The sequence below is a fragment of the Ruegeria sp. BH8 genome, assembly GCF_056538065.1.
Window position 1 is genome coordinate 215,319 of the sequence record NZ_JBQFSP010000002.1, and the last position, 18,643, is coordinate 233,961.

The 18,643-nt window shown below is 58.1% G+C and carries 19 protein-coding genes; 10 read left to right on the top strand and 9 right to left on the bottom strand.

Annotated features, from left to right (window positions below):
- Nucleotides 1-45 precede the first annotated feature (45 nt).
- The 3 genes from ACR0AD_RS08140 (at nt 46) to ACR0AD_RS08150 (ending at nt 3,705) form a co-directional block, all read left to right on the top strand.
- The gene (locus tag ACR0AD_RS08140; protein WP_480483248.1) at nt 46-1,704 is read left to right on the top strand and encodes an NAD+ synthase; all 1,659 of its coding nucleotides are present in this window, start codon (nt 46-48) and stop codon (nt 1,702-1,704) included.
- A 308-nt stretch (nt 1,705-2,012) separates the two neighbouring features.
- The gene (locus tag ACR0AD_RS08145; protein ID WP_245220582.1) at nt 2,013-2,237 is read left to right on the top strand and encodes a hypothetical protein; all 225 of its coding nucleotides are present in this window, start codon (nt 2,013-2,015) and stop codon (nt 2,235-2,237) included.
- A gap of 136 nt (nt 2,238-2,373) precedes the next feature.
- On the top strand, nt 2,374-3,705 hold the full coding sequence (locus ACR0AD_RS08150) for an NAD(P)/FAD-dependent oxidoreductase (protein ID WP_480483250.1): 1,332 nt from the start codon (nt 2,374-2,376) through the stop codon (nt 3,703-3,705).
- A 4-nt stretch (nt 3,706-3,709) separates the two neighbouring features.
- Here the strand turns inward: ACR0AD_RS08150 and ACR0AD_RS08155 are convergent, their stop codons facing one another.
- Nucleotides 3,710-4,642, bottom strand: a complete 933-nt coding sequence (locus ACR0AD_RS08155; protein ID WP_480483251.1) for an MBL fold metallo-hydrolase — start codon at nt 4,640-4,642, stop codon at nt 3,710-3,712.
- A gap of 116 nt (nt 4,643-4,758) precedes the next feature.
- Between ACR0AD_RS08155 and ACR0AD_RS08160 the strand changes: the two genes are divergently transcribed.
- Both ACR0AD_RS08160 and gltX read left to right on the top strand, forming a co-directional pair.
- Nucleotides 4,759-5,193: a DUF1801 domain-containing protein gene (locus tag ACR0AD_RS08160; protein ID WP_480483253.1), complete on the top strand. Its 435-nt coding sequence runs from the start codon at nt 4,759-4,761 to the stop codon at nt 5,191-5,193.
- Nucleotides 5,194-5,268: 75 nt separating this feature from the next.
- A complete protein-coding gene (gene gltX / locus ACR0AD_RS08165; protein WP_480486713.1) occupies nt 5,269-6,594 on the top strand; it encodes a glutamate--tRNA ligase in 1,326 nt (441 codons plus the stop codon).
- Nucleotides 6,595-6,642: 48 nt separating this feature from the next.
- Here gltX and ACR0AD_RS08170 read toward each other — a convergent pair whose 3' ends face one another.
- On the bottom strand, nt 6,643-7,212 hold the full coding sequence (locus ACR0AD_RS08170) for a gamma-glutamylcyclotransferase family protein (protein ID WP_480486714.1): 570 nt from the start codon (nt 7,210-7,212) through the stop codon (nt 6,643-6,645).
- Between the two features lie 93 nt (nt 7,213-7,305).
- On the opposite strand from ACR0AD_RS08170, the gene ACR0AD_RS08175 reads away from it, so the two are divergent.
- Nucleotides 7,306-7,752, top strand: coding sequence for an RrF2 family transcriptional regulator (locus tag ACR0AD_RS08175; RefSeq protein WP_209598591.1), 447 nt, complete (start codon nt 7,306-7,308; stop codon nt 7,750-7,752).
- Nucleotides 7,753-7,754: 2 nt separating this feature from the next.
- On the opposite strand, the gene ACR0AD_RS08180 is transcribed toward ACR0AD_RS08175, so the two are convergent.
- Together ACR0AD_RS08180 and ACR0AD_RS08185 are read right to left on the bottom strand one after the other, a co-directional pair.
- Nucleotides 7,755-10,283 (bottom strand): ABC transporter permease, encoded by a 2,529-nt coding sequence (locus ACR0AD_RS08180; protein ID WP_480486716.1) that lies wholly within the window; start codon nt 10,281-10,283, stop codon nt 7,755-7,757.
- The gene (locus tag ACR0AD_RS08185) at nt 10,280-10,975 is read right to left on the bottom strand and encodes an ABC transporter ATP-binding protein (RefSeq protein WP_480486718.1); all 696 of its coding nucleotides are present in this window, start codon (nt 10,973-10,975) and stop codon (nt 10,280-10,282) included. Before ACR0AD_RS08185 ends, ACR0AD_RS08180 begins: the two co-directional genes overlap by 4 nt.
- Before the next feature lie 65 nt (nt 10,976-11,040).
- Here ACR0AD_RS08185 and ACR0AD_RS08190 point away from each other — a divergent pair, with 65 nt between their 5' ends.
- Nucleotides 11,041-11,667 (top strand): arylesterase, encoded by a 627-nt coding sequence (locus tag ACR0AD_RS08190; RefSeq protein ID WP_480486839.1) that lies wholly within the window; start codon nt 11,041-11,043, stop codon nt 11,665-11,667.
- 18 nt (nt 11,668-11,685) lie between these two features.
- Here the strand turns inward: ACR0AD_RS08190 and ACR0AD_RS08195 are convergent, their stop codons facing one another.
- Both ACR0AD_RS08195 and ACR0AD_RS08200 read right to left on the bottom strand, forming a co-directional pair.
- Nucleotides 11,686-12,240 (bottom strand): L,D-transpeptidase, encoded by a 555-nt coding sequence (locus ACR0AD_RS08195; protein WP_209506382.1) that lies wholly within the window; start codon nt 12,238-12,240, stop codon nt 11,686-11,688.
- Nucleotides 12,241-12,408: 168 nt separating this feature from the next.
- Complete coding sequence (locus tag ACR0AD_RS08200) at nt 12,409-12,615, bottom strand: cold-shock protein (protein WP_209506380.1); 207 nt, start codon at nt 12,613-12,615, stop codon at nt 12,409-12,411.
- Nucleotides 12,616-13,136: 521 nt separating this feature from the next.
- On the opposite strand from ACR0AD_RS08200, the gene ACR0AD_RS08205 reads away from it, so the two are divergent.
- Nucleotides 13,137-13,574 (top strand): hypothetical protein, encoded by a 438-nt coding sequence (locus ACR0AD_RS08205; protein WP_480486720.1) that lies wholly within the window; start codon nt 13,137-13,139, stop codon nt 13,572-13,574.
- Between the two features lie 134 nt (nt 13,575-13,708).
- Nucleotides 13,709-14,308: an REP-associated tyrosine transposase gene (locus tag ACR0AD_RS08210; protein WP_480486721.1), complete on the top strand. Its 600-nt coding sequence runs from the start codon at nt 13,709-13,711 to the stop codon at nt 14,306-14,308.
- Between the two features lie 194 nt (nt 14,309-14,502).
- On the opposite strand, the gene ACR0AD_RS08215 is transcribed toward ACR0AD_RS08210, so the two are convergent.
- From ACR0AD_RS08215 to ACR0AD_RS08225, 3 genes are all read right to left on the bottom strand, one after another.
- A complete protein-coding gene (locus tag ACR0AD_RS08215; RefSeq protein ID WP_480486723.1) occupies nt 14,503-14,844 on the bottom strand; it encodes a hypothetical protein in 342 nt (113 codons plus the stop codon).
- Between the two features lie 80 nt (nt 14,845-14,924).
- On the bottom strand, nt 14,925-16,592 hold the full coding sequence (gene ettA / locus ACR0AD_RS08220; protein WP_480486725.1) for an energy-dependent translational throttle protein EttA: 1,668 nt from the start codon (nt 16,590-16,592) through the stop codon (nt 14,925-14,927).
- Between the two features lie 75 nt (nt 16,593-16,667).
- Nucleotides 16,668-18,062, bottom strand: coding sequence for a KAP family P-loop NTPase fold protein (locus ACR0AD_RS08225; RefSeq protein ID WP_480486727.1), 1,395 nt, complete (start codon nt 18,060-18,062; stop codon nt 16,668-16,670).
- Between the two features lie 102 nt (nt 18,063-18,164).
- Between ACR0AD_RS08225 and ACR0AD_RS08230 the strand changes: the two genes are divergently transcribed.
- Complete coding sequence (locus ACR0AD_RS08230) at nt 18,165-18,632, top strand: MOSC domain-containing protein (RefSeq protein ID WP_480486729.1); 468 nt, start codon at nt 18,165-18,167, stop codon at nt 18,630-18,632.
- Nucleotides 18,633-18,643 lie beyond the last annotated feature (11 nt).

The following is an 18,643-nucleotide window of genomic DNA, read 5'->3' on the forward strand; positions in this document are numbered from 1 at the left end:
GTGATCTGCTAAATGGCAATAGGACTTACGAGGCAAGAGGGCAGCATGGCCGACCGTTTCCGCATCACTCTGGCGCAACTGAACCCGACCGTTGGCGATATCGAAGGCAACGCGGCCAAGGCCGTTGCGGCATGGGAGCAAGGCAAGGCAGCGGGCGCGGATCTGGTGGCCTTCCCCGAGATGTTCATCACCGGCTACAACACGCAGGATCTGGTTCTCAAACCGGTATTCCACCGCGCAGCCATGGCTGCGGTCGAAGCGCTGGCCGCAAAATGCGCTGAAGGTCCTGCAATCGCCATTGGTGGTCCCTGGGTCGACGATGGAAAGCTGTACAACGCCTACCTGATCCTGAAGGGTGGCCGGATCACCAGCAAGGTTCTGAAGCACCACTTGCCGAATGAGACGGTGTTCGACGAAGTGCGCTTGTATGATGCGGGTCCATTGGGTGGGCCGTATTCGGTAGGGAATTTCCGGATTGGCAGCCCGATCTGCGAAGACAGCTGGCACCCGGACGTGGCAGAAACGCTGGAGGAAACCGGGGCCGAGTTTTTGTTGATCCCCAACGGGTCGCCTTATTTCCGGGATAAATACGATGTGCGACTGAACCATATGGTCGCGCGCGTGGTCGAAACCGGCTTGCCGCTGATCTACTTGAATATGGTTGGCGGGCAGGATGATCAGGTCTTTGACGGTGCCAGCTTTGGCCTGAACCCGGGCGGGGAACTGGCGTTCCGGATGCCTGTTTTTGACGAACTGCTCTCGCAAGTCGATCTTGAGCGCGGCGAAGACGGCTGGCGGATCGCATCAGGTGAAATCGTGCCTCAACCGGATGAGTGGGAGCAGGATTATCGCGCAATGGTGCAGTCCCTTCGCGACTATATGGGAAAAACCGGTTTCAAGAAGGCGCTGCTGGGCTTGTCCGGCGGGGTCGATTCCGCGCTGGTTGCGACCATTGCGGTCGATGCCATCGGGGCCGAAAATGTCCGCTGCGTGATGCTGCCGTCGGAATACACCAGCCAGGCCTCGCTTGACGATGCCGAGGCGGTCGCCAAAGCGCTGGGCGTGCATTATGACTACGTGCCGATCTCGGACAGCCGCGCAGCCGTCACCAGCACTTTGGCACCGCTGTTTGCAGGGCTGGATGAAGGGTTGACCGAAGAAAACATTCAATCCCGCCTGCGCGGGTTGCTGTTGATGGCGATCTCGAACAAGTTCGGCGAAATGCTGTTGACCACCGGCAACAAATCCGAGGTCGCCGTGGGCTATGCCACGATCTATGGCGACATGAACGGCGGCTATAATCCAATCAAGGATCTGTACAAGACCCGTGTGTTCGAAACCTGCCGCTGGCGCAATGCCAATCACCGAGACTGGATGATGGGCCCTGCAGGCGAAGTGATCCGTCCCTCTGTCATCGACAAACCGCCCAGTGCGGAACTGCGCGAAGATCAGAAAGACAGCGACAGCCTGCCGGATTACCCGGTGCTGGACGGAATACTTGAGATCCTGGTCGATCAGGACGGATCGATCGCGGATTGCGTCGCCGCCGGGTACAACGAAGCAGATGCGCAGCGGGTCGAACATCTGGTCTATATCAGCGAGTATAAACGGTTTCAGTCCGCCCCCGGTACGCGCCTGAGCAACCGCGCGTTCTGGCTGGACCGGCGGTATCCGATTGTGAATCGCTGGCGTGATCGCCCCTGATTGCCGCAATTCGTGCGCTGACTTGGAAACAGTAAAGTTTCCCTCCCTTTGATTGTTTTCCGATTTCTCGTTATGGGCCTGCCACGGGCGCGAAAACCGGCCTCTGACTTGTCGCAGTGACAACTTTCTGCCACATTTTAGCTTGAAAATTGCCCTATGTGGGGCGGGTGCGACGCAATTCTCAAAGTCGCGAGTTGATTTTGATGAAGTGTGACGCATCCGGGGTTGGATGTCTGAGTAAATGGTTTGGTTTTGACATGTATGAGGAATATCAAGGATCGCATCATGCTCTTTTGAAACGGCGGACGATGGAATCTCCGCCGCAGGAGCTGGATGAGGAAAAGCTGGAAGCGGCGATTGCCGGTGTCCTGAATGAACAGCGGCTGTCCGACGAACAGGCAGCGGCGTCGCTTCGGGCTGAGTTTCCAAGCTTGTTGCCGCAGAAGGACGTAACCGCGCAGACCGTGCAAAAAGACACCGGATTGACCGCGAAGCTGCGTCAGAAATGGGCGGAACTGTCCGGCGCAGCGTGATGTGCTGAGGATTTTCGTTGCCATTGGCGTCTGGGCCACAGGCGTAAAAATAGTGCCGACGTTGTGACAATTCGTGTTGCCAAACTTCTGGGTCTTGGTCCCCATACGGGTTCAGGCGACAGAGTATTGCGTATTTATGACGGCACCAAAACCGAACCCCGTAGAATCCGATCTTGCCCTTCCCAAATCTGTTGATGTTGTCGTTGTTGGCGGCGGCATAATCGGCGTTTCAACCGCGCTGGAACTGGCTGAACGCGGCGCTTCCGTCCTTTTGTGCGAAAAGGGGCAGATTGCAGCTGAACAAAGCTCGCGCAATTGGGGGTGGGTGCGTTTGGGCATGCGTGACCCCCGCGAAATTCCCCTGATGCAAGAGGCGTTGCGGATCTGGCAGACCCTTGATGCCCGCCTGGATGGCAATACCGGCTATGCGCAATCCGGCATTCTTTTCGGCGCGTCCGGCAAGCGGGGAGAAGTCAACCTGAAGCGTTGGATGTGCCATGTGGAAGGATTGCAGACCGGGGCAAAAATGGTGTCGGGACGCGAGTTGGCAGAGTTGTTGCACGGGCACGAAACCGGCCTGACATCTGCTCTGTACATGCCGCAGGACGGGCGGGCTGAACCGCAATGGGCCGCTCCGGCCATTGCCGAAGCCGCACGTCGTCTAGGTGCTGTGATCATGACAGGCTGCGCTGTGCGAAGTGTGGACATTCAGGATGGGCGTATTGCTGGTGTATTCACCGAACGCGGCAAGGTCGCCTGCGGGCGCGTGGTTTTGGCGGGGGGTGCGTGGTCGCGTCTGTTTGCGGGTAATGCAGGTATCAACCTGCCGCAGCTTAAGGTTCTGAACACAGTTCTGCGGACCTCTCCGGTGAAAGATGGGCCCGAAACTGCGCTATGGTCGGATGATTTTGCGATCCGAAAGCGCGCAGATGGCGGGCACACCATCGCGTCGGGACATCAGAACACGGTCGATATCGTGCCAGACAGTTTCCGGCTGGGGTTGCAGTTTCGTTTTGCCTTTGCGCAGGAATGGAAATCCCTGCGTTTTCGCTGGTCAAAACAGTGGGCTATCGAGGCCCGTCAGAACAGAAAATGGTTGCCGACCGACGTGACCCCGTTCGAGCTGTGCCGGGTTTTGGATCCTGAACCTTCGCAGAAGTTTTTGCGACAAGCCTGGGCCAGTGCACGAAAAGGGTTCCCTGCCTTGCAGGACAGTGAAATCGTCCAAAGTTGGGCGGGTATGATTGATGTTACCCCCGACGCCATTCCCGTAATCTCGGGCGTGGATGACATGCCGGGTATGTATATCGCCACGGGCTTTTCCGGCCACGGCTTTGGCATCGGGCCCGGCGCCGGCCGCCTGACGGCTGACCTTGTCACTGATTCAACCCCTTGTGTGGATCCGACCGCGTTCCGCCTGTCTCGGTTCACCGACGGCTCAAAGGTGCGACCGGATCCGGGTTACTAGGGGCTTAGCCCATCATCTGATAGCTGACCGGAACAAAGCGGAAGCCCTCGCCTCGTGTCTCGACAAAGCCCGCGGCAGGGAAGGGCATGTGATAGCCGACCATCGGCACCTTGTCGGCTGCCAGCATGCCAAGAACATTACGGCGCGCGGCTGTCGCGGCGGCCTTGTCCATGTCAAACCGAACCTCCCATTCCGGATGGGCAAAGGACCACACGTAATGGTTGGCCAAATCCGCTGTCAGCAGAAGGCGCTGTCCGTTGCTCTCCAGATGATAGACCGTATGGCCCGGAGTATGGCCGTGGGCCGCAACCGCAGTTATGCCCGACGCCACTTGCTCTCCATCACCGATAAAGCTCATCTTCTCGGCCAGCGGCGTGACTTTTGCGGCCACAAGATCACCGACATTGTTTCCGGCCTCTTGCGCGGACCAGAAATCGTATTCCGTTGCCGAGGTCACATAGCGTGCGTTGGAAAAGGTCGGTGCGCCATCCGTTGTCATGCCGCCAATATGGTCTGGATGCATATGGGTCAGCACGACAACGTCGATCTGATCCGGGCTGACACCTGCATCGGCCAAAGCGGCCTGAATGCCACCCTGCCCCAGACCGGTGTCGAACAACACCAGTTCCGATCCGGTGTTGACCAGTGAGGGGGTGAAGAAGAACTGGGCGGTGTCGGCGGGAATAAAGTTCTCTGCCGAAACCTTTGCGAAGTCTTCATCAGACGCGCCACCGCCAAAGATATCCTTGGCGCCGTCGCGCGGCAGGCTGCCATCCAGCAGGGTCGTGACGGTAAAGTCGCCGACCTTGAAGGATTTGGCGATGGTCGAGTTGGCCTTGGCGTCAGAGCCTGCGGCCAAAACCGGCGCTGCTGCCGTGGCAAACGGCAAGGCGGCAGCAGTTCCCAAGGCGGCACGGCGCGTAAGTTTGATTGTCATTATCGTTCTCCCTGTCAGAACACCTTTAGAAAAACTAGAACGTTGTGAGATTCTGACCAGATGTTACGACATCCACGTAGGGTGCATGGATGAACAATACGTGTTAATTTTTGTTCATGTCGCGATCGCAGAACAAAACCGTTCCAACGGATCAAAGCGTAGAAGATTTCCTTAATTCGGTCCAATCAGAACGTCGGGCCGAGGAGGCGCGCGCTCTGGATGAACTGTTTCGGGCCACCACCGGGTTTGATCCGGTCATGTGGGGTCCGTCGATGATAGGGTATGGCCGTTATCACTATCGCTACGCCTCGGGCCGAGAGGGCGAATTTCTGGCAACCGGATTTTCCCCGCGCAAGTCGGCGCTGGTGATTTATATCATGCCGGGTTACGCGGATTTTGGCGGCATTCTTGCCCGGTTGGGCAAGCACAAGCTGGGAAAGTCCTGCCTGTATGTGAACACGCTGGCGGATATCGACATGCAGGTTCTGTCGGAACTCATCCGCGCCGGGTTGGACGACCTTGGCAGGATATGGCCCGTGGAACCGCGTTGAATCACCTGAGGGATCAAGCGGCGGCTGGACAAAAACGCGCCCATGTGACAAGAGCCGCGCCAACAGGAGACACCCATGACAACCACCCGTTTCGCCCCGTCGCCCACCGGTTACATCCATGTGGGCAACCTGCGCACCGCCCTGATGAACTATCTGATCGCCCGCAAGGCGGGCGGTACGTTCATCCTGCGCATCGATGACACCGACCCCGAACGCTCGAAAGAGGAATATGTCGATGCCATCAAACAGGATCTTGAATGGCTGGGTTTGCACTGGGATCGTGTCGAGCGTCAATCCGAGCGTTTGGACCGCTACGCCGAAGCGGCTGACAAGTTGCGCGCGATGGGGCGGTTCTATGAAGCGTTTGAGACGCCGACCGAGCTGGACCTGAAGCGCAAGAAACAGCTGAACATGGGCAAGCCGCCGGTTTATGACCGCGCCGCGCTGAACCTGTCGGATGCCGAGAAGGATGCCTTGCGCGCGGAACGTGGCAACGGTGTCTGGCGTTTCAAGCTGGATCACGAACGGATCGAGTGGACCGACGGAATTCTGGGCGACATTTCGATCGATGCGGCCTCGGTCTCTGATCCGGTGCTGATCCGTGGTGATGGACAGGTACTTTATACGATTGCGTCGGTGGTGGATGACACCGAAATGGGCGTGACTGATGTCGTGCGCGGCTCGGACCACGTGACAAACACTGCGACCCAGATTCAGATCATCAAGGCACTGGGTGGGGATTGCCCGCGCTTTGCGCATCACTCGCTGCTGACCGGCCCGCAGGGCGAAGCACTGTCGAAACGCCTTGGTACGCTGGCCCTGCGCGATCTGCGTGAACAGGGTGTGCAGCCGATGGCACTGCTGAGCCTGATGGCGCGTCTGGGTTCGTCCGATCCGGTCGAGCTGCGCTCGGATATGGCCGAGTTGATCGACGGCTTTGACGTGAGCCGGTTTGGTGCCGCGCCGACCAAGTTCGACGTGCAGGACCTGTTCCCGCTGACCGCCAAATACCTGCAATCTCTGCCGCTGGCGAATGTGGCCGGTGCTGTCGCGGATGCCGGAGTGCCAGCCGAACTGGCTGAACCGTTCTGGGCCATGGCGCGGGAAAACATCACTACTTTGGCCGACCTCAAAAGGTGGTGGGATCTGTGCCGCGATGGTGCCGAGCCGTTGGTTGCGGATGAAGATCGCGAATTCATCGCTAAAGCCATGTCGCTGCTGCCCGAAGGCCCGTTTGATGGCGACACCTGGGGAGCCTGGACCAATGCCGTGAAAGAGGCAACAGGGCGCAAGGGGAAAGGTCTGTTCATGCCGCTGCGCAAGGCGTTGACCGGTGCCGAGCGTGGCCCTGAAATGGCTGCGTTGCTGCCACTGTTGCAGGTGATCCGCGCGCGCGGGTAAATCGATACTGTTCCAGCAAAAAGGGTCGTGCACAGGCGCGGCCCATATTTATTCCGGCTGTTCAATCCGGGCCGACAATCTGATCAGTCGATCATCAACGAAGTCATGTTCGGCTGGTTTCAGTTGTTGATGTCGTGGGTAACGGGGCTCGGCCCGGTCGTTCAGGATCGGGGCATCCCAGCCGCTGGTTGTTGCAAAGAACCGGTCTGCCCCTTCCTCTCCAAATGCCCGTAGATAGCCTTGCACGACAACGTCGATATAACTGAGCAACAAGGGATGGCGGTTGCTGGGCTTGTTGTGCCGACCTTGCGGGACGGCGTAGACCGCAATTTCAACTTCATGTGTCAGCGGATGTGAAACCGACCGGGTTGCCGGAATTCGGTCATAGGCCCATTCCCGTTCATCCAGCGCAGCCCAGTCGTTCTTGGGGACATGCGCGATCATGCCTTCGATCTCAGACTCCGGGTCCGGGACAGCCGTCAGGAACGCGACCGGGCGCAGATCAGTGTGTCGCCATGCACGTTTCCAACCCTTAAGCTTTGCCGGGCGGGGGTCGGGAAAATCATGGGTGGCGAGGTTCACAAGGCTTCCATAACCAAAGAAATAGGGGTCGGCCATGCGAGAGGTGTCCTTTGGGTCGATTGATGTATGTCAAACCGCTTTTTTCCGCGACATGCAATAAGGCTTCATCTTTTATTCAGGGAGGCCCTCATGCGGATTACCAAACGGACGAATATCGCTGTGCGCCTGTTGATGTATTGCGCCGCACACCCGGACCGGCTGGTCACCAAAGCCGAGATCGCCGAAGTCTGCAACATCTCGGAAAACCATCTGGCTCAGGTGATCAACCAGTTAAGCCAGTTGAATTACCTGAGCACTCAGCGCGGCCGCAACGGCGGTATGTCGTTGGCACGTCCAGCAAGCCAAATCCGGATCGGCGCGGTGTTCAGGCACGTAGAAGGGGCCTTGCCCATCGCCGAGTGTTTTGCGGATGCGGATAACACCTGTCCTTTGACCGATGCCTGTAGGCTGCGGCTGGCGTTGCAGGATGCGGCGGAAGTTTTTTATGCATCTCTGGACGAAGTGTCGTTGGATGCGCTGGTTTGTGACAACGACCCGTTGCTGAAGCTGTTGCAGCCCGTGGCCTGCATACGCTGATCTTAGTCGCTGGCCCGCAAAATTCGGGCTGGCCGGGCAGAGAGAGGGCGCAGTGCGAAGGCAAATCCTGCGCAGAGCGTGACGCCGACACCGGCCAGAACAATGCCAATGGCCGAAGACCAGATCACGGTAAAACCTGTGTCGAAGATATAGGTGGCCACAGCCCAGCCGCCCAGGATGCCAACCAGCAAGGCGACGCAACCCGCCGCGGCACCCAGCAGGACCGAGCGCAGTCCAAAACTGCGCAGGATGCGGCCACGGTCAGCCCCCAGCGTCTTGAGGATTGCCGCCTCGTATCTGCGAGCGGGTTCACCGGCGGCTGCCGCACCGATCAGAACCAGAAATCCGGTCAACAAAGACACGCCCGCGCCATACGAGGTAGCAGCGGCGATCCCTGCCAATAGGCCCGAAACACGGTCAATGGCGTCGCGCACACGGATGGCCGTGATGTTGGGGAACTGGCCCGCAAGATCTCGCAGAATAGCGGCCTCGGCCTGTTCTTCTGCATATACCGTCGCAATAAAGCTATGTGGTGCGCCCGCCAGCGCCGACGGGTTCATCGACATGACAAAACCCATACCCGCTGTGGAAAAATCCACCTCTCGGGTTGAGGTCAGCTCTGCGGTGATATCCCGCCCCAGGATGTTGACAGTTATCTGATCGCCGAGTTTCAGACCCATCTCTTCGGCTTCTTCGGCTGCAAAGCTGATCTGTGGTGCGCCAGAATAATCCTCGGCCCACCATTCCCCCGCTGTCACCCGTGCATTTGCCGGGGGTCGGGCTGAATAGGTGACGCCGCGATCTCCCTCCAGTACCCAATGATCTCCGGCTGCCTCGCGCGCGGGGCGGCCGTTTATCTGAGTGATGATCCCTCGCAGCATTGGTGCGCTTTCAATGCGGCTGACAGCAGGATCGGTTTGCAGCCGTTCGGTAAAACCGGGCATCTGGTCTTTTTGAATATCGACAAAGAAGTATGAAGGCGCCACTTCCGGCAGATTGCCGGAGATCGCATTGCGCAGCGTTCCGTCAATCTGCCCAACCGCCGCCAGCACTGACAAACCCAGGCCAAGCGACAAAACCACCGACCCCGCGCCTTCACGCGGATCAGAGATGGCGGACAAGGCCCATCGCAGGGCAGGGCGGCCCCGCGCCAAAGGTGTTCCGGCCCGTGCCAGTTTGCGAATGGCATAGGCTGCGAGCGCCAGCAGGATCAGTGCGCCCGCTAGTCCGCCACTGGTCCACAGGGTTAGGCGAGTTGATCCGCTGAACCAGGACGCAATCGCGATCAGGGACGCCAATCCAATCCCGGTTGCCACGACGTAAACCGCGCGTGGGATGGGACGAGCTGCGCTCAGCGCATCGCGAAACAGGGTTGCGGCGCGCACATCTTCGGTTCTGGCCAGCGGCCAGAGCGTGAACAGAAACGCTGTCAAAAGGCCATAGAGTGCGGCCTCGATCAGCGGTTGCGGATAGAGCGAGAACACCGCCGGAACCGGCAACCGGTATTCCAGCAGCGGCGCCAGCGAAAGCGGAGCCACCCCGCCCAGCACCAGCCCAATTAAAATGCCGGTCAGGGACAGCATTCCGATCTGAATCAGGTAAGTTTGAAAAATGGTAGCGCGATCCGCCCCTAATGTCCGCAATGTCGCAATGGTTTCCGTTTTCTGGCCCAGATAGGCCCGCACGGCGGCGGACACACCGATGCCACCGACGGCAAGCCCCGACAACCCGACAAGGACCAGAAAGGCACTCAGGCGGTTGACGAATTCCGATATGCCCGGCGCGCCGTTGCGTGCATCGCTCCAGCGCATCCCCGAGCCCTCAAGCGCGGCGCTGGCACGTGCGGACACCTCCGACAGGTTCGCGTTTTGGGGCAAGGTCAGCCGGTACCTGGTCGAAAAAAGCGTTCCGGGTTCCAGCAGGCCAGATGCCTGCAACGCTTGGGTACGCACCATTGTACGTGGCCCCAAGGCAAAACCAGCCGCGGCGCTGTCGGGTTCATTCCGAAGTGCGGCCATCAGAATGAACTCTTGCGTGCCTAGCGCGAAGTGATCACCGACCGACAAACCAAGCCGGTCGATCAGAACGGGTTCCATAACGGCACCGGGTAATCCGGCCCTGCCTTTCAGGGCGTCGCTCAGCGTGATATCCGGCTCCAGCTTAACCGATCCGACCAGCGGGTAAGCCTTATCCACAGATTTGACCTGGGTCAGCGCACGTTCCGGCCCGGTGTCGCGGGGTACAACCGCCATCGAGCGGAAATCGACAATCTCGGACACCTGCTCGGATGCCTGTTGCATCCAGAGGCGCTCGGCCTCAGTGGCAAAACGATAAGTGAACTCAAGCTCGGCATCGCCGCCCAGCAGGGATGCCCCTTCGCGGGTCAGCCCGGTCTGAATCGCTTGACGCACCGATCCGACAGCTGCGATGGCTGCGACGCCCAAGGCCAGACAGGCCAGAAAGATGCGAAATCCGCGCAGGCCCCCGCGCAGCTCTCGACGGGCCAGCCGCGCGGCGAGCCGAAGGCTCATTCTGCGGCCTCCTGCCGGGTCTCGTCGGCAATCCTGCCGTCGCGCAGCCGGATCACACGGTCACATCGTTCAGCCAGCGAACGGCTGTGCGTTACAAGAACCAGCGTCGCATCATATTTACGCCGAAGCCCGAACAGCAGATCGACAATCGCGGCACCGTTTGTTTCGTCCAGATTCCCGGTCGGTTCGTCCGCCAGCAAGATCTTGGGGCGTGATGCCGATGCGCGCGCCAGGGCAACTCGTTGCTGCTCGCCACCCGACAACTGTGCTGGGTAATGATCGCGGCGATGCGATAACCCCACGGCATTCAGTTCAGTTTCGGCCCGGTGAAACGCATCTTTGTGCCCTGCCAGTTCCAGCGGTGTCGCCACGTTTTCCAACGCGGTCATCGTTGGGATCAGGTGGAAATTCTGAAACACCACGCCCATGTTGTCGCGCCGAAACCGCGCCAGGGCGTCCTCGTCCATGCTTGTCAAATTCTGATCCAAGGCCAAGATTTGACCGCTTGTTGCCTGTTCTAACCCACCCATCAGCATCAACAGCGACGATTTTCCCGACCCCGATGGCCCGATCAGCCCCAGCGTTTCCCCCCTGTTCACGGTCAACGTAATGTCATGCAAAATATCGACCCGCCCGGCATTGCCATCCAGTGATAAAGCGGCATTCTGAAGAGCGAGAACAGCAGGCGTCATGGGTCTTCCCGATAAAGGAGCGGTTTTTGGGATATGGAGTGATCACCGTATTGCGCAAGGTTTTGATGGCAAGCCTATTTGTGTTCTGCGGTTTTGCGGCCACAGCCGAACAGGTGGCGATTGCAGCCCTTGGGGATTCGCTGACGCAAGGCTACGGGCTGGTGGAAGAGAATGGGTTTGTTCCCCAGCTTGACCGTTGGTTGCAGGCGCAGGGCGCAGATGTCCGGGTTATCAACGCCGGTGTCTCGGGCGATACAACGGCGGGTGGTGCCGCACGGGTGCAATGGACCCTGACACCGGATGTGGACGGAATGATCGTTGCCTTAGGCGGGAATGACGTGTTGCGCGGGATCGATCCTGCTGTTTCGCAAGCCAATCTGCGCAAGATCCTTGAGGTTGCACGCGATGCGAAGGTTCCTGTCTTGTTGATCGGAATGCAGGCGCCGGGCAACTACGGTGCTGAATACAAGCGGGCATTCGATGGCATGTACCCTGCGCTGGCGCAGGAGTTTGAAGTCCTGTTTTTCAGCAGTTTCTTCGAGGGGCTTGCAGCGGAGGGCGACCCCGCGGCCGTATCGCACTTCATGCAATCGGACGGCATTCATCCAAATGCGGCAGGGGTGGCGAAGATCGTCGACGCAATGGGTCCGTCCGTGCTGCAACTCGTGACGCAGGCGGGCGGGGAAGGTTAGCCATCCCCGTGATAGCGATCAGACGACCGTAACAACCGTTCCGATGGGGACCCGGTTATACAGATCGATGACATGTTCATTCAGCATCCGAATACACCCGTTTGACACCGCCCTGCCTATGGTTTGTGGCTGTGTCGTGCCGTGGATTCGGAAATAGGTATCGACACCGTTCTGGAACAAATACATCGCGCGCGCGCCGAGAGGGTTATCCCCACCTCCCGGCTGGACATAGTCATTGTCCTTGAATTTTGCGTAGGCCACCGGATCGCGTTGGATCATCTCTTGGGTCGGGCGCCAGGTCGGCCATTCCTTCTTCACATCGATGGTAGCGGTGCCGGTGAATTCCAGACCTGCCTTGCCGACGCCGCAGCCATAGCGGATCGCTTTGCGTGGTTCGGTGACATAGTAAAGATAGAATGAACGGGGGGCGACCAGCAGCTGCCCGGGCAGAAACTGCTTTTTGATGCGCACGAATTGCGGTGTCGGATCATACTCGACCGCTTTCTTGGCGCTGGCAATGCCCGGCAGCAGCGTGGCCGCTGTTCCGGCCAGAAAAACTCGGCGTGTAAACATCGAAACCCTCATCAATTGACCAATGAAACCTAAGAGCCAGTTTCATCATGATATGTTATTTGGTCAATTCTGGGGCAAGCATCACGTATCCGTGATGTGATCAAACAGCCACCAAAACGGTAGCGGTTGAACAAAAGGGTGAGGGATTTCCCTCACCCTTTCAAGAGCTTATGCAAGCTGGATGTTGTCTGCGCTTTCGCGGCCGTCACGACCCGAACGCAGTTCGTACGTGACTTTCTGGTTGTCGGCCAGACCGGTGAGGCCCGAGCGTTCGACGGACGAGATGTGGACGAAGATGTCCTTGCCGCCATCTTCGGGCGCGATAAAGCCGTAGCCTTTGGTGGTGTTGAACCATTTTACGGTGCCTGCTGGCATATCCGTGTCTCCTGTTTGGTGCTGCCCACGGAGTTGCGGCAGCCTGGCGTCGTAGGTCTGGATCGATAGACTGAGCGCCGTAGAAGGAGACAGTAGGTCGAAATAGAAAAACGTTAGCACCTTGCATATGGCATTGAGGTAAGCCTGTGGCAAGAGTGGTTTGTACGGATTGTACAGGGGTCAGAGGGCAGAAAGCCCAATTTGTACAAGAATCCGCTGACGGGTTTGACGCCGTTTGATGGCATCCCGGGTGCTCTGATCACCCTGTCTGTTGATACGCGACGGTAGTGAAAAACCCGGACCCACACTTTTCCGGTCGGCCATGCGGAGCGGTCACCGCGTGCCATACCTGCGCGGGAGAGTGACACTTTTCTTGGTTGCAGGCACGTGGTCAGGACCAGTGTCATTCTGGCCGGTTGCGCGGGGCGTCTTCTCACAACCGACGGTTTTTATTCATTAATCACTATGTTTGGAAATTTCGCTATCCGGTGCTATACTATTTGGCAGCTGTGGGGGCGGATATGAAAGTTGTCTGTACGATAACCTTGTTGTGCTGGGCCGGAGCCGCGCAGGCCCTGACTGTTCCAAATGGGACAGAGGGTTCGATGCCGGGCGCGCGTGAAGGCGGGCTCAAATTCTACAACATGTTCGAATTTGAACACGAGCTGAAGGCTCCGGTCTTCGCGAAAGAGAACCCGCGCCGTAATGAAAGACGTCGTCGTCTTGTCGAGCTTGGAGGACCCAAGCATTTGCCCGAGATACTGACTGAACGGACAGAGGTCGTGGAGGAATCCGGGCCTGAGTTCTGCGAGCTGTGGTGCAATGAGCCCGGGTCCGAAGAAACGCCGGTGGACGTGAACGTCTCGGCCGTGCCGCTTCCGGCCAGTTGGCTGCTGCTGCTTGGTGCGCTGACGGGGCTGTTCGGTGTCGGACGGCTGCGTGGCAACCGGTTCGGGTAAGCGCCGCGTCTGCAACCATCCTTGAATGCTGTGATATGGGACACCGGGGGTCGGTGGAGCATGCGACCTGCGGCAGTTGCCTGCAAAGGCGCGTGTTAACCACTTGGTAGTCATACCTGCGCCACCTTGCGCGCATGAGTGATTATCGCCGCGTCCGCATTCCCGGAGCCAGATATTTCTTTACGGTTTCGCTGGCCGACCGGTCGTCAGACCTGTTGATCCGCGAGGTTGCACATCTGCGCGCGGCTTTTGCCGAAGCGCAGCGGGAGCGTCCGTTTTGGTGCGATGCGCTTGTGGTGTTGCCCGATCATCTGCACGCGGTGTGGACCTTGCCGCCGGGCGATGCGGATTATTCCACGCGGTGGGGTGCGATCAAAGCGCGGTTCACCATGCGCGTGAACAAGACAAACCGTAGGCCGGGCTTCAGCCCGGCACCGGTACCGACAGTTTTGCCCGTTGTGACATCCGGCAGATATGCCGGGCTGAAGCCCGGCCTACGGGCCAACAAACGCGAAGGGGCGGTTTGGCAGCGTCGGTTTTGGGAGCATACCATTCGGGACGAACGGGATTATCGTAATCATATGGCGTATTGTTGGGGGAACCCGGTCAAGCACGGGTTGGTGGAGCATCCAACCGATTGGCCGTATTCGTCGATTCATCGTGATATCCGCGCAGGCCGGGTTGATCCGGAATGGAGCGGCGGTGTGACAGACGGCGCATTCGGAGAGCCGTGATACAAAGAACACCCCCGTAGGCCGGGCTTCAGCCCGGCATCCACCATTCCCCTCAGATCGATTGAAGGGTTTTGAGGACATTCATCGGTGGATGTTGGTAAAGGTGTGGGTGTTTCGAGGGGTGCCGGGCTGAAGCCCGGCCTACCAGTTGGCGTCAGGGGTGCGAGTGCTCATCTTACGTTTGCTATTGGTATTTAGCATAAGTCGGATTGCATAGCGCGCTTGACTTTTTGAGTTGCTAGTACCCGTTGCTCGGAGCCCGGCTCTGAAGTCTGCCATTCGGTGAGCGCTTTGCGTATTTGACTCGAGCCAACAAGCTCGCAGCGCAATACCCAGTGCCCAATATTGAACGCGTTTTCAGTAAGGTTACCGCTGTTATCATCGTCTCTCCAAGCTTCAAGAAGGCCGATGTATGCCTCTTTCCTTTCCTGAAAACGACGCTCCTCATTCCGGGTTCTATTTGCAAGCCAACTTTGAACTAGAGTCGTTAACACAGAGCCAAGGCCAAATGCGCCAAGCAATGCAAGCCAATCCATTTGCGCCCTTTCTCATATTTGCGCGAACGCGCCCGTTATGCGGACGCTGCCTCGCGCCCGTTCGAAAATCGCTTTGCGATTTATCGAACGAACTTCTTATGCTTCAACCGCTTGGGCTCCAGCGCGTCCGGCCCGAGCCTCCGCTTTTTGTCCTCTTCGTAATCCTCGAAGTTGCCCTCGAACCATTCCACATGCGCGTCGCCTTCGAACGCCAGAATATGCGTACAAATCCGGTCGAGGAAGAAGCGGTCGTGTGAGATGACGACGGCGCAACCGGCGAAATCGACCAGCGCGTCTTCCAGTGCGCGCAGGGTTTCGACGTCGAGGTCGTTGGTGGGTTCGTCCAGCAGCAGGACGTTGCCGCCCTCTTTCAGCAGGCGGGCCATGTGGACGCGGTTACGCTCACCGCCAGAGAGCAGCGAGACCTTTTTCTGCTGGTCGCCGCCCTTGAAGTTGAAGGACGAGCAATAGGCGCGGGAGTTGACCTGCGCGTCGCCCAGTTGGATGATCTCGGCGCCGCCGGTGATCGCCTCCCACACGGTGTCGTTGTCTTTCAGGTCGTCGCGGGACTGGTCGACATAAGACAGCTCGACCGTGTCGCCCAGCGTGATGGTGCCGCTGTCGGGCTGTTCCTGACCGGTGAGCATCTTGAACAGCGTCGATTTACCGGCCCCGTTGGGGCCGATGACGCCGACGATGCCGCCGGGGGGCAGGGCAAAGTCCAGCCCTTCGATCAGTTGCTTGTCGCCCATGTGTTTCGACAGGCCCTCAACCTCGATCACCTTGCCGCCAAGGCGCTGGCCGTTGGGGATGACGATCTGGGCGCGGGTGAGTTTTTCGCGCTCGGACTGTTCGGCCAGCTCGTTATAGGCGTTGATCCGGGCCTTGGATTTGGCCTGACGGGCCTTCTGACCCTGACGCATCCATTCCAATTCGCGCTGCAGGGTTTTCTGCTTGGACTTGTCCTCGCGGGCTTCCTGCTCCAGCCGTTTGGCCTTTTGTTCCAGCCATGCGGAATAGTTGCCTTCGTACGGAATGCCGCGGCCGCGGTCGAGTTCGAGGATCCAGCCGGTGATGTCATCCAGGAAGTAACGGTCGTGGGTGACGATCAGGATGGTGCCCTTGTAGTCGATCAGGTGCTGTTGCAGCCATGCAATGGTCTCGGCGTCCAGGTGGTTGGTCGGTTCATCCAGGAGCAGCATGTCGGGCGCTTCCAACAACAGCTTGCACAGCGCCACGCGGCGTTTCTCACCCCCCGAGAGGTTGGCGATGTTGGCATCGTCCGGCGGGCAGCGCAGCGCTTCCATGCTGACGTCGATCTGGCTGTCGAGGTCCCAGAGGTTTTCCGCGTCGATCGCGTCCTGCAGGGTGGTCATTTCCTCCATCAGCTCGTCCGAGTAATTCTCGGCGATCTCCATGGCGATCTCGTTGAAGCGGTCGACCTTGGCCTTTTTCGCAGCCACGCCCAGCATCACGTTTTCGCGGACGGTGAGCGATTCATCCAATTGCGGTTCCTGCGGTAGGTAACCGACCTTGGCACCCTCGGCCGCCCAAGCCTCGCCAGTGAAGTCGGTGTCGAGGCCGGCCATGATCTTCATCAGCGTCGATTTACCCGCGCCGTTGACGCCGACAACACCGATTTTCACGCCGGGCAGAAAGCTGAGGTGGATGTTTTCAAAGCACTTCTTGCCACCGGGATAGGTCTTGGAGACACCCTGCATGTGGTAGACATATTGATAGGCGGCCATGTCGCGTCCTCTGGGTCGGGAAATTGGGTTGGGCGGTGTGATAGCGGATGCGGTGGGTGGGGGCAATGATGTGGTTCAACGATTGTAGCTTGGTTGGAAATGCTCCAAGTACTGGTTGATTAAAGTGGGAAGAAGCTCAGTGCGCGGCACGCCGTGTAAGTCATCTGGAACAAGATCTTGCTCAAAATTAAATGCAGTTTCACCAAAGTCAGATTGGATTCCAAATTCAGCGTCCAAGTAGTACTGCCAAACCACTGTTAAAAGGTCCTGTTGGGTTTTGATGTTAATGGCTTGCCCATCGAACGCGTCGTCTGTCAGCCCGAACCACTCCAAAACCTCATCTTTTGAGAATTTCCCAACCCTAAGCTCGGAATACACCTTTGGATTTTTAACTTTCAGTATGAGGAGACCGGGAATAAGCCACTTCGCATATTTACCACCCCATTCAGTATCCAGCCGAGGAGTAACTATGGCCAAGGTTGAAAGCCGTTCCAAGTCACGAAGGCTCAGGCTGCGCACAACTCTCTCTTTCTTAGTGTAGATATTAAGCAATTCAATGCCTTGAGTGTTTTTACAGTCTATACTGTCCGATATGTTTTGTAGATATTTTTGTAGTGTGGAATTTGACGACATTCGCGTTTCAATTGGTAGTTCAAACTGAAGATTAAAAAACTTTTGCAGGTACCCGTTAGAGTTTGTCTGTTCGCCATAACGGGCCCGAACACAGTTCTGCAGTTCGGTCAAATTCACACCAAGTATGAAATGCACGCCGGTGACATCGAAGAAGTGTTTTATTGTCTCTAGAAGAGATAACGCATAGTCGGGACGACAGCGGTCCAACTCGTCCACAACAATCACTAGTTTTTTAGTGGGTACTGCTTCAGCTCCGTTTGATGATTTGGGTTCAGTCAGATCAATGAGCGCGCGTCGAAATGCGTTCATCGCAGCGCGTTTTCCGTTTTCTCGTTTCCAGAAATCGGCCACAGCTCCGTCCAACTCGCCGGAAACGGTGTTGATAGCGGCCTCTGCCAAATCATCCGCTTTGGCGACTAGGCCTGCTGTGGCCACCGAAACCCCAGTGCGCACAAGCGCGCGGCCAAGTGCCGGAGCGACCTGCTTGGCCTGTTTCCAAGCTTTCTGAGCCGTTTTGTCATCTGCTTCTTGGAATCGATCGGCAATGGCCCCGGTCAAGGCAATCAAAGGATCATCCAAGAAATCATGTTTGAAGGCATCGAAATAAACGGTTTGAGTCGTATTCCCCTTTCGTTTCAGATGCTGGCCGACCCAACATTTCAGGAAGAAAGACTTACCAGAGCCCCACGCTCCGTCCAAAGCGATCACGAGTGGGTCGTCGATCCGTTCGACTAGTTCTGACAGTTTGTCTCCGGTTGGTTTGCGTGAGAGTTTGTCGTGTTCGTCAAACCCGTCTTCGTAGAGTTTGATTTTGGGTTCAGGGATGGTCAGGCGCATGTTTGGCTCCAATTCACAAATCAATCAGCATTACTTTTAGCGGCTGCCTCGGGAACGGCCAGACTGCTAGATGAGGGAAGTGCTAAATTCTCGGAGCCTTCGATGTCTTTGAAAGATCTCATTGCTGGTTGGGCGAAGCCAGGACGTGTCGAATGGATAGGCGTCAGGCCCGAGCGGCGGGTTGGGGTGGAGGTGGTGAGGGAGGCGGTGGTCTCGGCTGATGGCCTCGACGGCGACCGGGGCCGTGCGGGCAAGCGGGCGGTTTCTTTGATCCAACAGGAGCATCTAGCGGCGATTGGGTCTTATCTGGGGCAGGGACCCGTGGCCCCGGAAACCCTGCGGCGCAATCTGGTGGTTTCGGGGATCAATCTTGCCGCGCTCAAGGGGCGCGAGGTGCAGGTGGGCGAGGCTGTTTTGCGCTTTACCGTGATCTGTGCGCCGTGCAGCCGGATGGAAGAGGCGCTGGGCAAGGGCGGCTATTCTGCCGTGCGGGGGCATGGGGGATGGTGTGCCGAAGTTGTCAGGCCGGGGCGGGTTGCGCTGGGCGACGCCGTGCAACCGATTGATTGACAACGCGGCCC

Bases quoted from the DNA above. Each gene is read 5' to 3' on its own strand.
- ACR0AD_RS08175 (WP_209598591.1), top strand. From the start codon at position 7,306: ATGCGGATTACCAAACGGACGAATATCGCTGTGCGCCTGTTGATGTAT.
- ACR0AD_RS08185 (WP_480486718.1), bottom strand. From the start codon at position 10,975: ATGACGCCTGCTGTTCTCGCTCTTCAGAATGCCGCTTTATCACTGGAT.
- ACR0AD_RS08180 (WP_480486716.1), bottom strand. From the start codon at position 10,283: ATGAGCCTTCGGCTCGCCGCGCGGCTGGCCCGTCGAGAGCTGCGCGGG.
- ettA (WP_480486725.1), bottom strand. From the start codon at position 16,592: ATGGCCGCCTATCAATATGTCTACCACATGCAGGGTGTCTCCAAGACC.
- ACR0AD_RS08225 (WP_480486727.1), bottom strand. From the start codon at position 18,062: ATGCGCCTGACCATCCCTGAACCCAAAATCAAACTCTACGAAGACGGG.
- ACR0AD_RS08230 (WP_480486729.1), top strand. From the start codon at position 18,165: ATGTCTTTGAAAGATCTCATTGCTGGTTGGGCGAAGCCAGGACGTGTC.
- ACR0AD_RS08190 (WP_480486839.1), top strand. From the start codon at position 11,041: ATGGCAAGCCTATTTGTGTTCTGCGGTTTTGCGGCCACAGCCGAACAG.
- ACR0AD_RS08215 (WP_480486723.1), bottom strand. From the start codon at position 14,844: ATGGATTGGCTTGCATTGCTTGGCGCATTTGGCCTTGGCTCTGTGTTA.
- ACR0AD_RS08145 (WP_245220582.1), top strand. From the start codon at position 2,013: ATGGAATCTCCGCCGCAGGAGCTGGATGAGGAAAAGCTGGAAGCGGCG.
- ACR0AD_RS08195 (WP_209506382.1), bottom strand. From the start codon at position 12,240: ATGTTTACACGCCGAGTTTTTCTGGCCGGAACAGCGGCCACGCTGCTG.
- ACR0AD_RS08140 (WP_480483248.1), top strand. From the start codon at position 46: ATGGCCGACCGTTTCCGCATCACTCTGGCGCAACTGAACCCGACCGTT.
- ACR0AD_RS08160 (WP_480483253.1), top strand. From the start codon at position 4,759: ATGTCGCGATCGCAGAACAAAACCGTTCCAACGGATCAAAGCGTAGAA.
- ACR0AD_RS08170 (WP_480486714.1), bottom strand. From the start codon at position 7,212: ATGGCCGACCCCTATTTCTTTGGTTATGGAAGCCTTGTGAACCTCGCC.
- ACR0AD_RS08205 (WP_480486720.1), top strand. From the start codon at position 13,137: ATGAAAGTTGTCTGTACGATAACCTTGTTGTGCTGGGCCGGAGCCGCG.
- ACR0AD_RS08155 (WP_480483251.1), bottom strand. From the start codon at position 4,642: ATGACAATCAAACTTACGCGCCGTGCCGCCTTGGGAACTGCTGCCGCC.
- ACR0AD_RS08200 (WP_209506380.1), bottom strand. From the start codon at position 12,615: ATGCCAGCAGGCACCGTAAAATGGTTCAACACCACCAAAGGCTACGGC.
- gltX (WP_480486713.1), top strand. From the start codon at position 5,269: ATGACAACCACCCGTTTCGCCCCGTCGCCCACCGGTTACATCCATGTG.
- ACR0AD_RS08150 (WP_480483250.1), top strand. From the start codon at position 2,374: ATGACGGCACCAAAACCGAACCCCGTAGAATCCGATCTTGCCCTTCCC.
- ACR0AD_RS08210 (WP_480486721.1), top strand. From the start codon at position 13,709: ATGAGTGATTATCGCCGCGTCCGCATTCCCGGAGCCAGATATTTCTTT.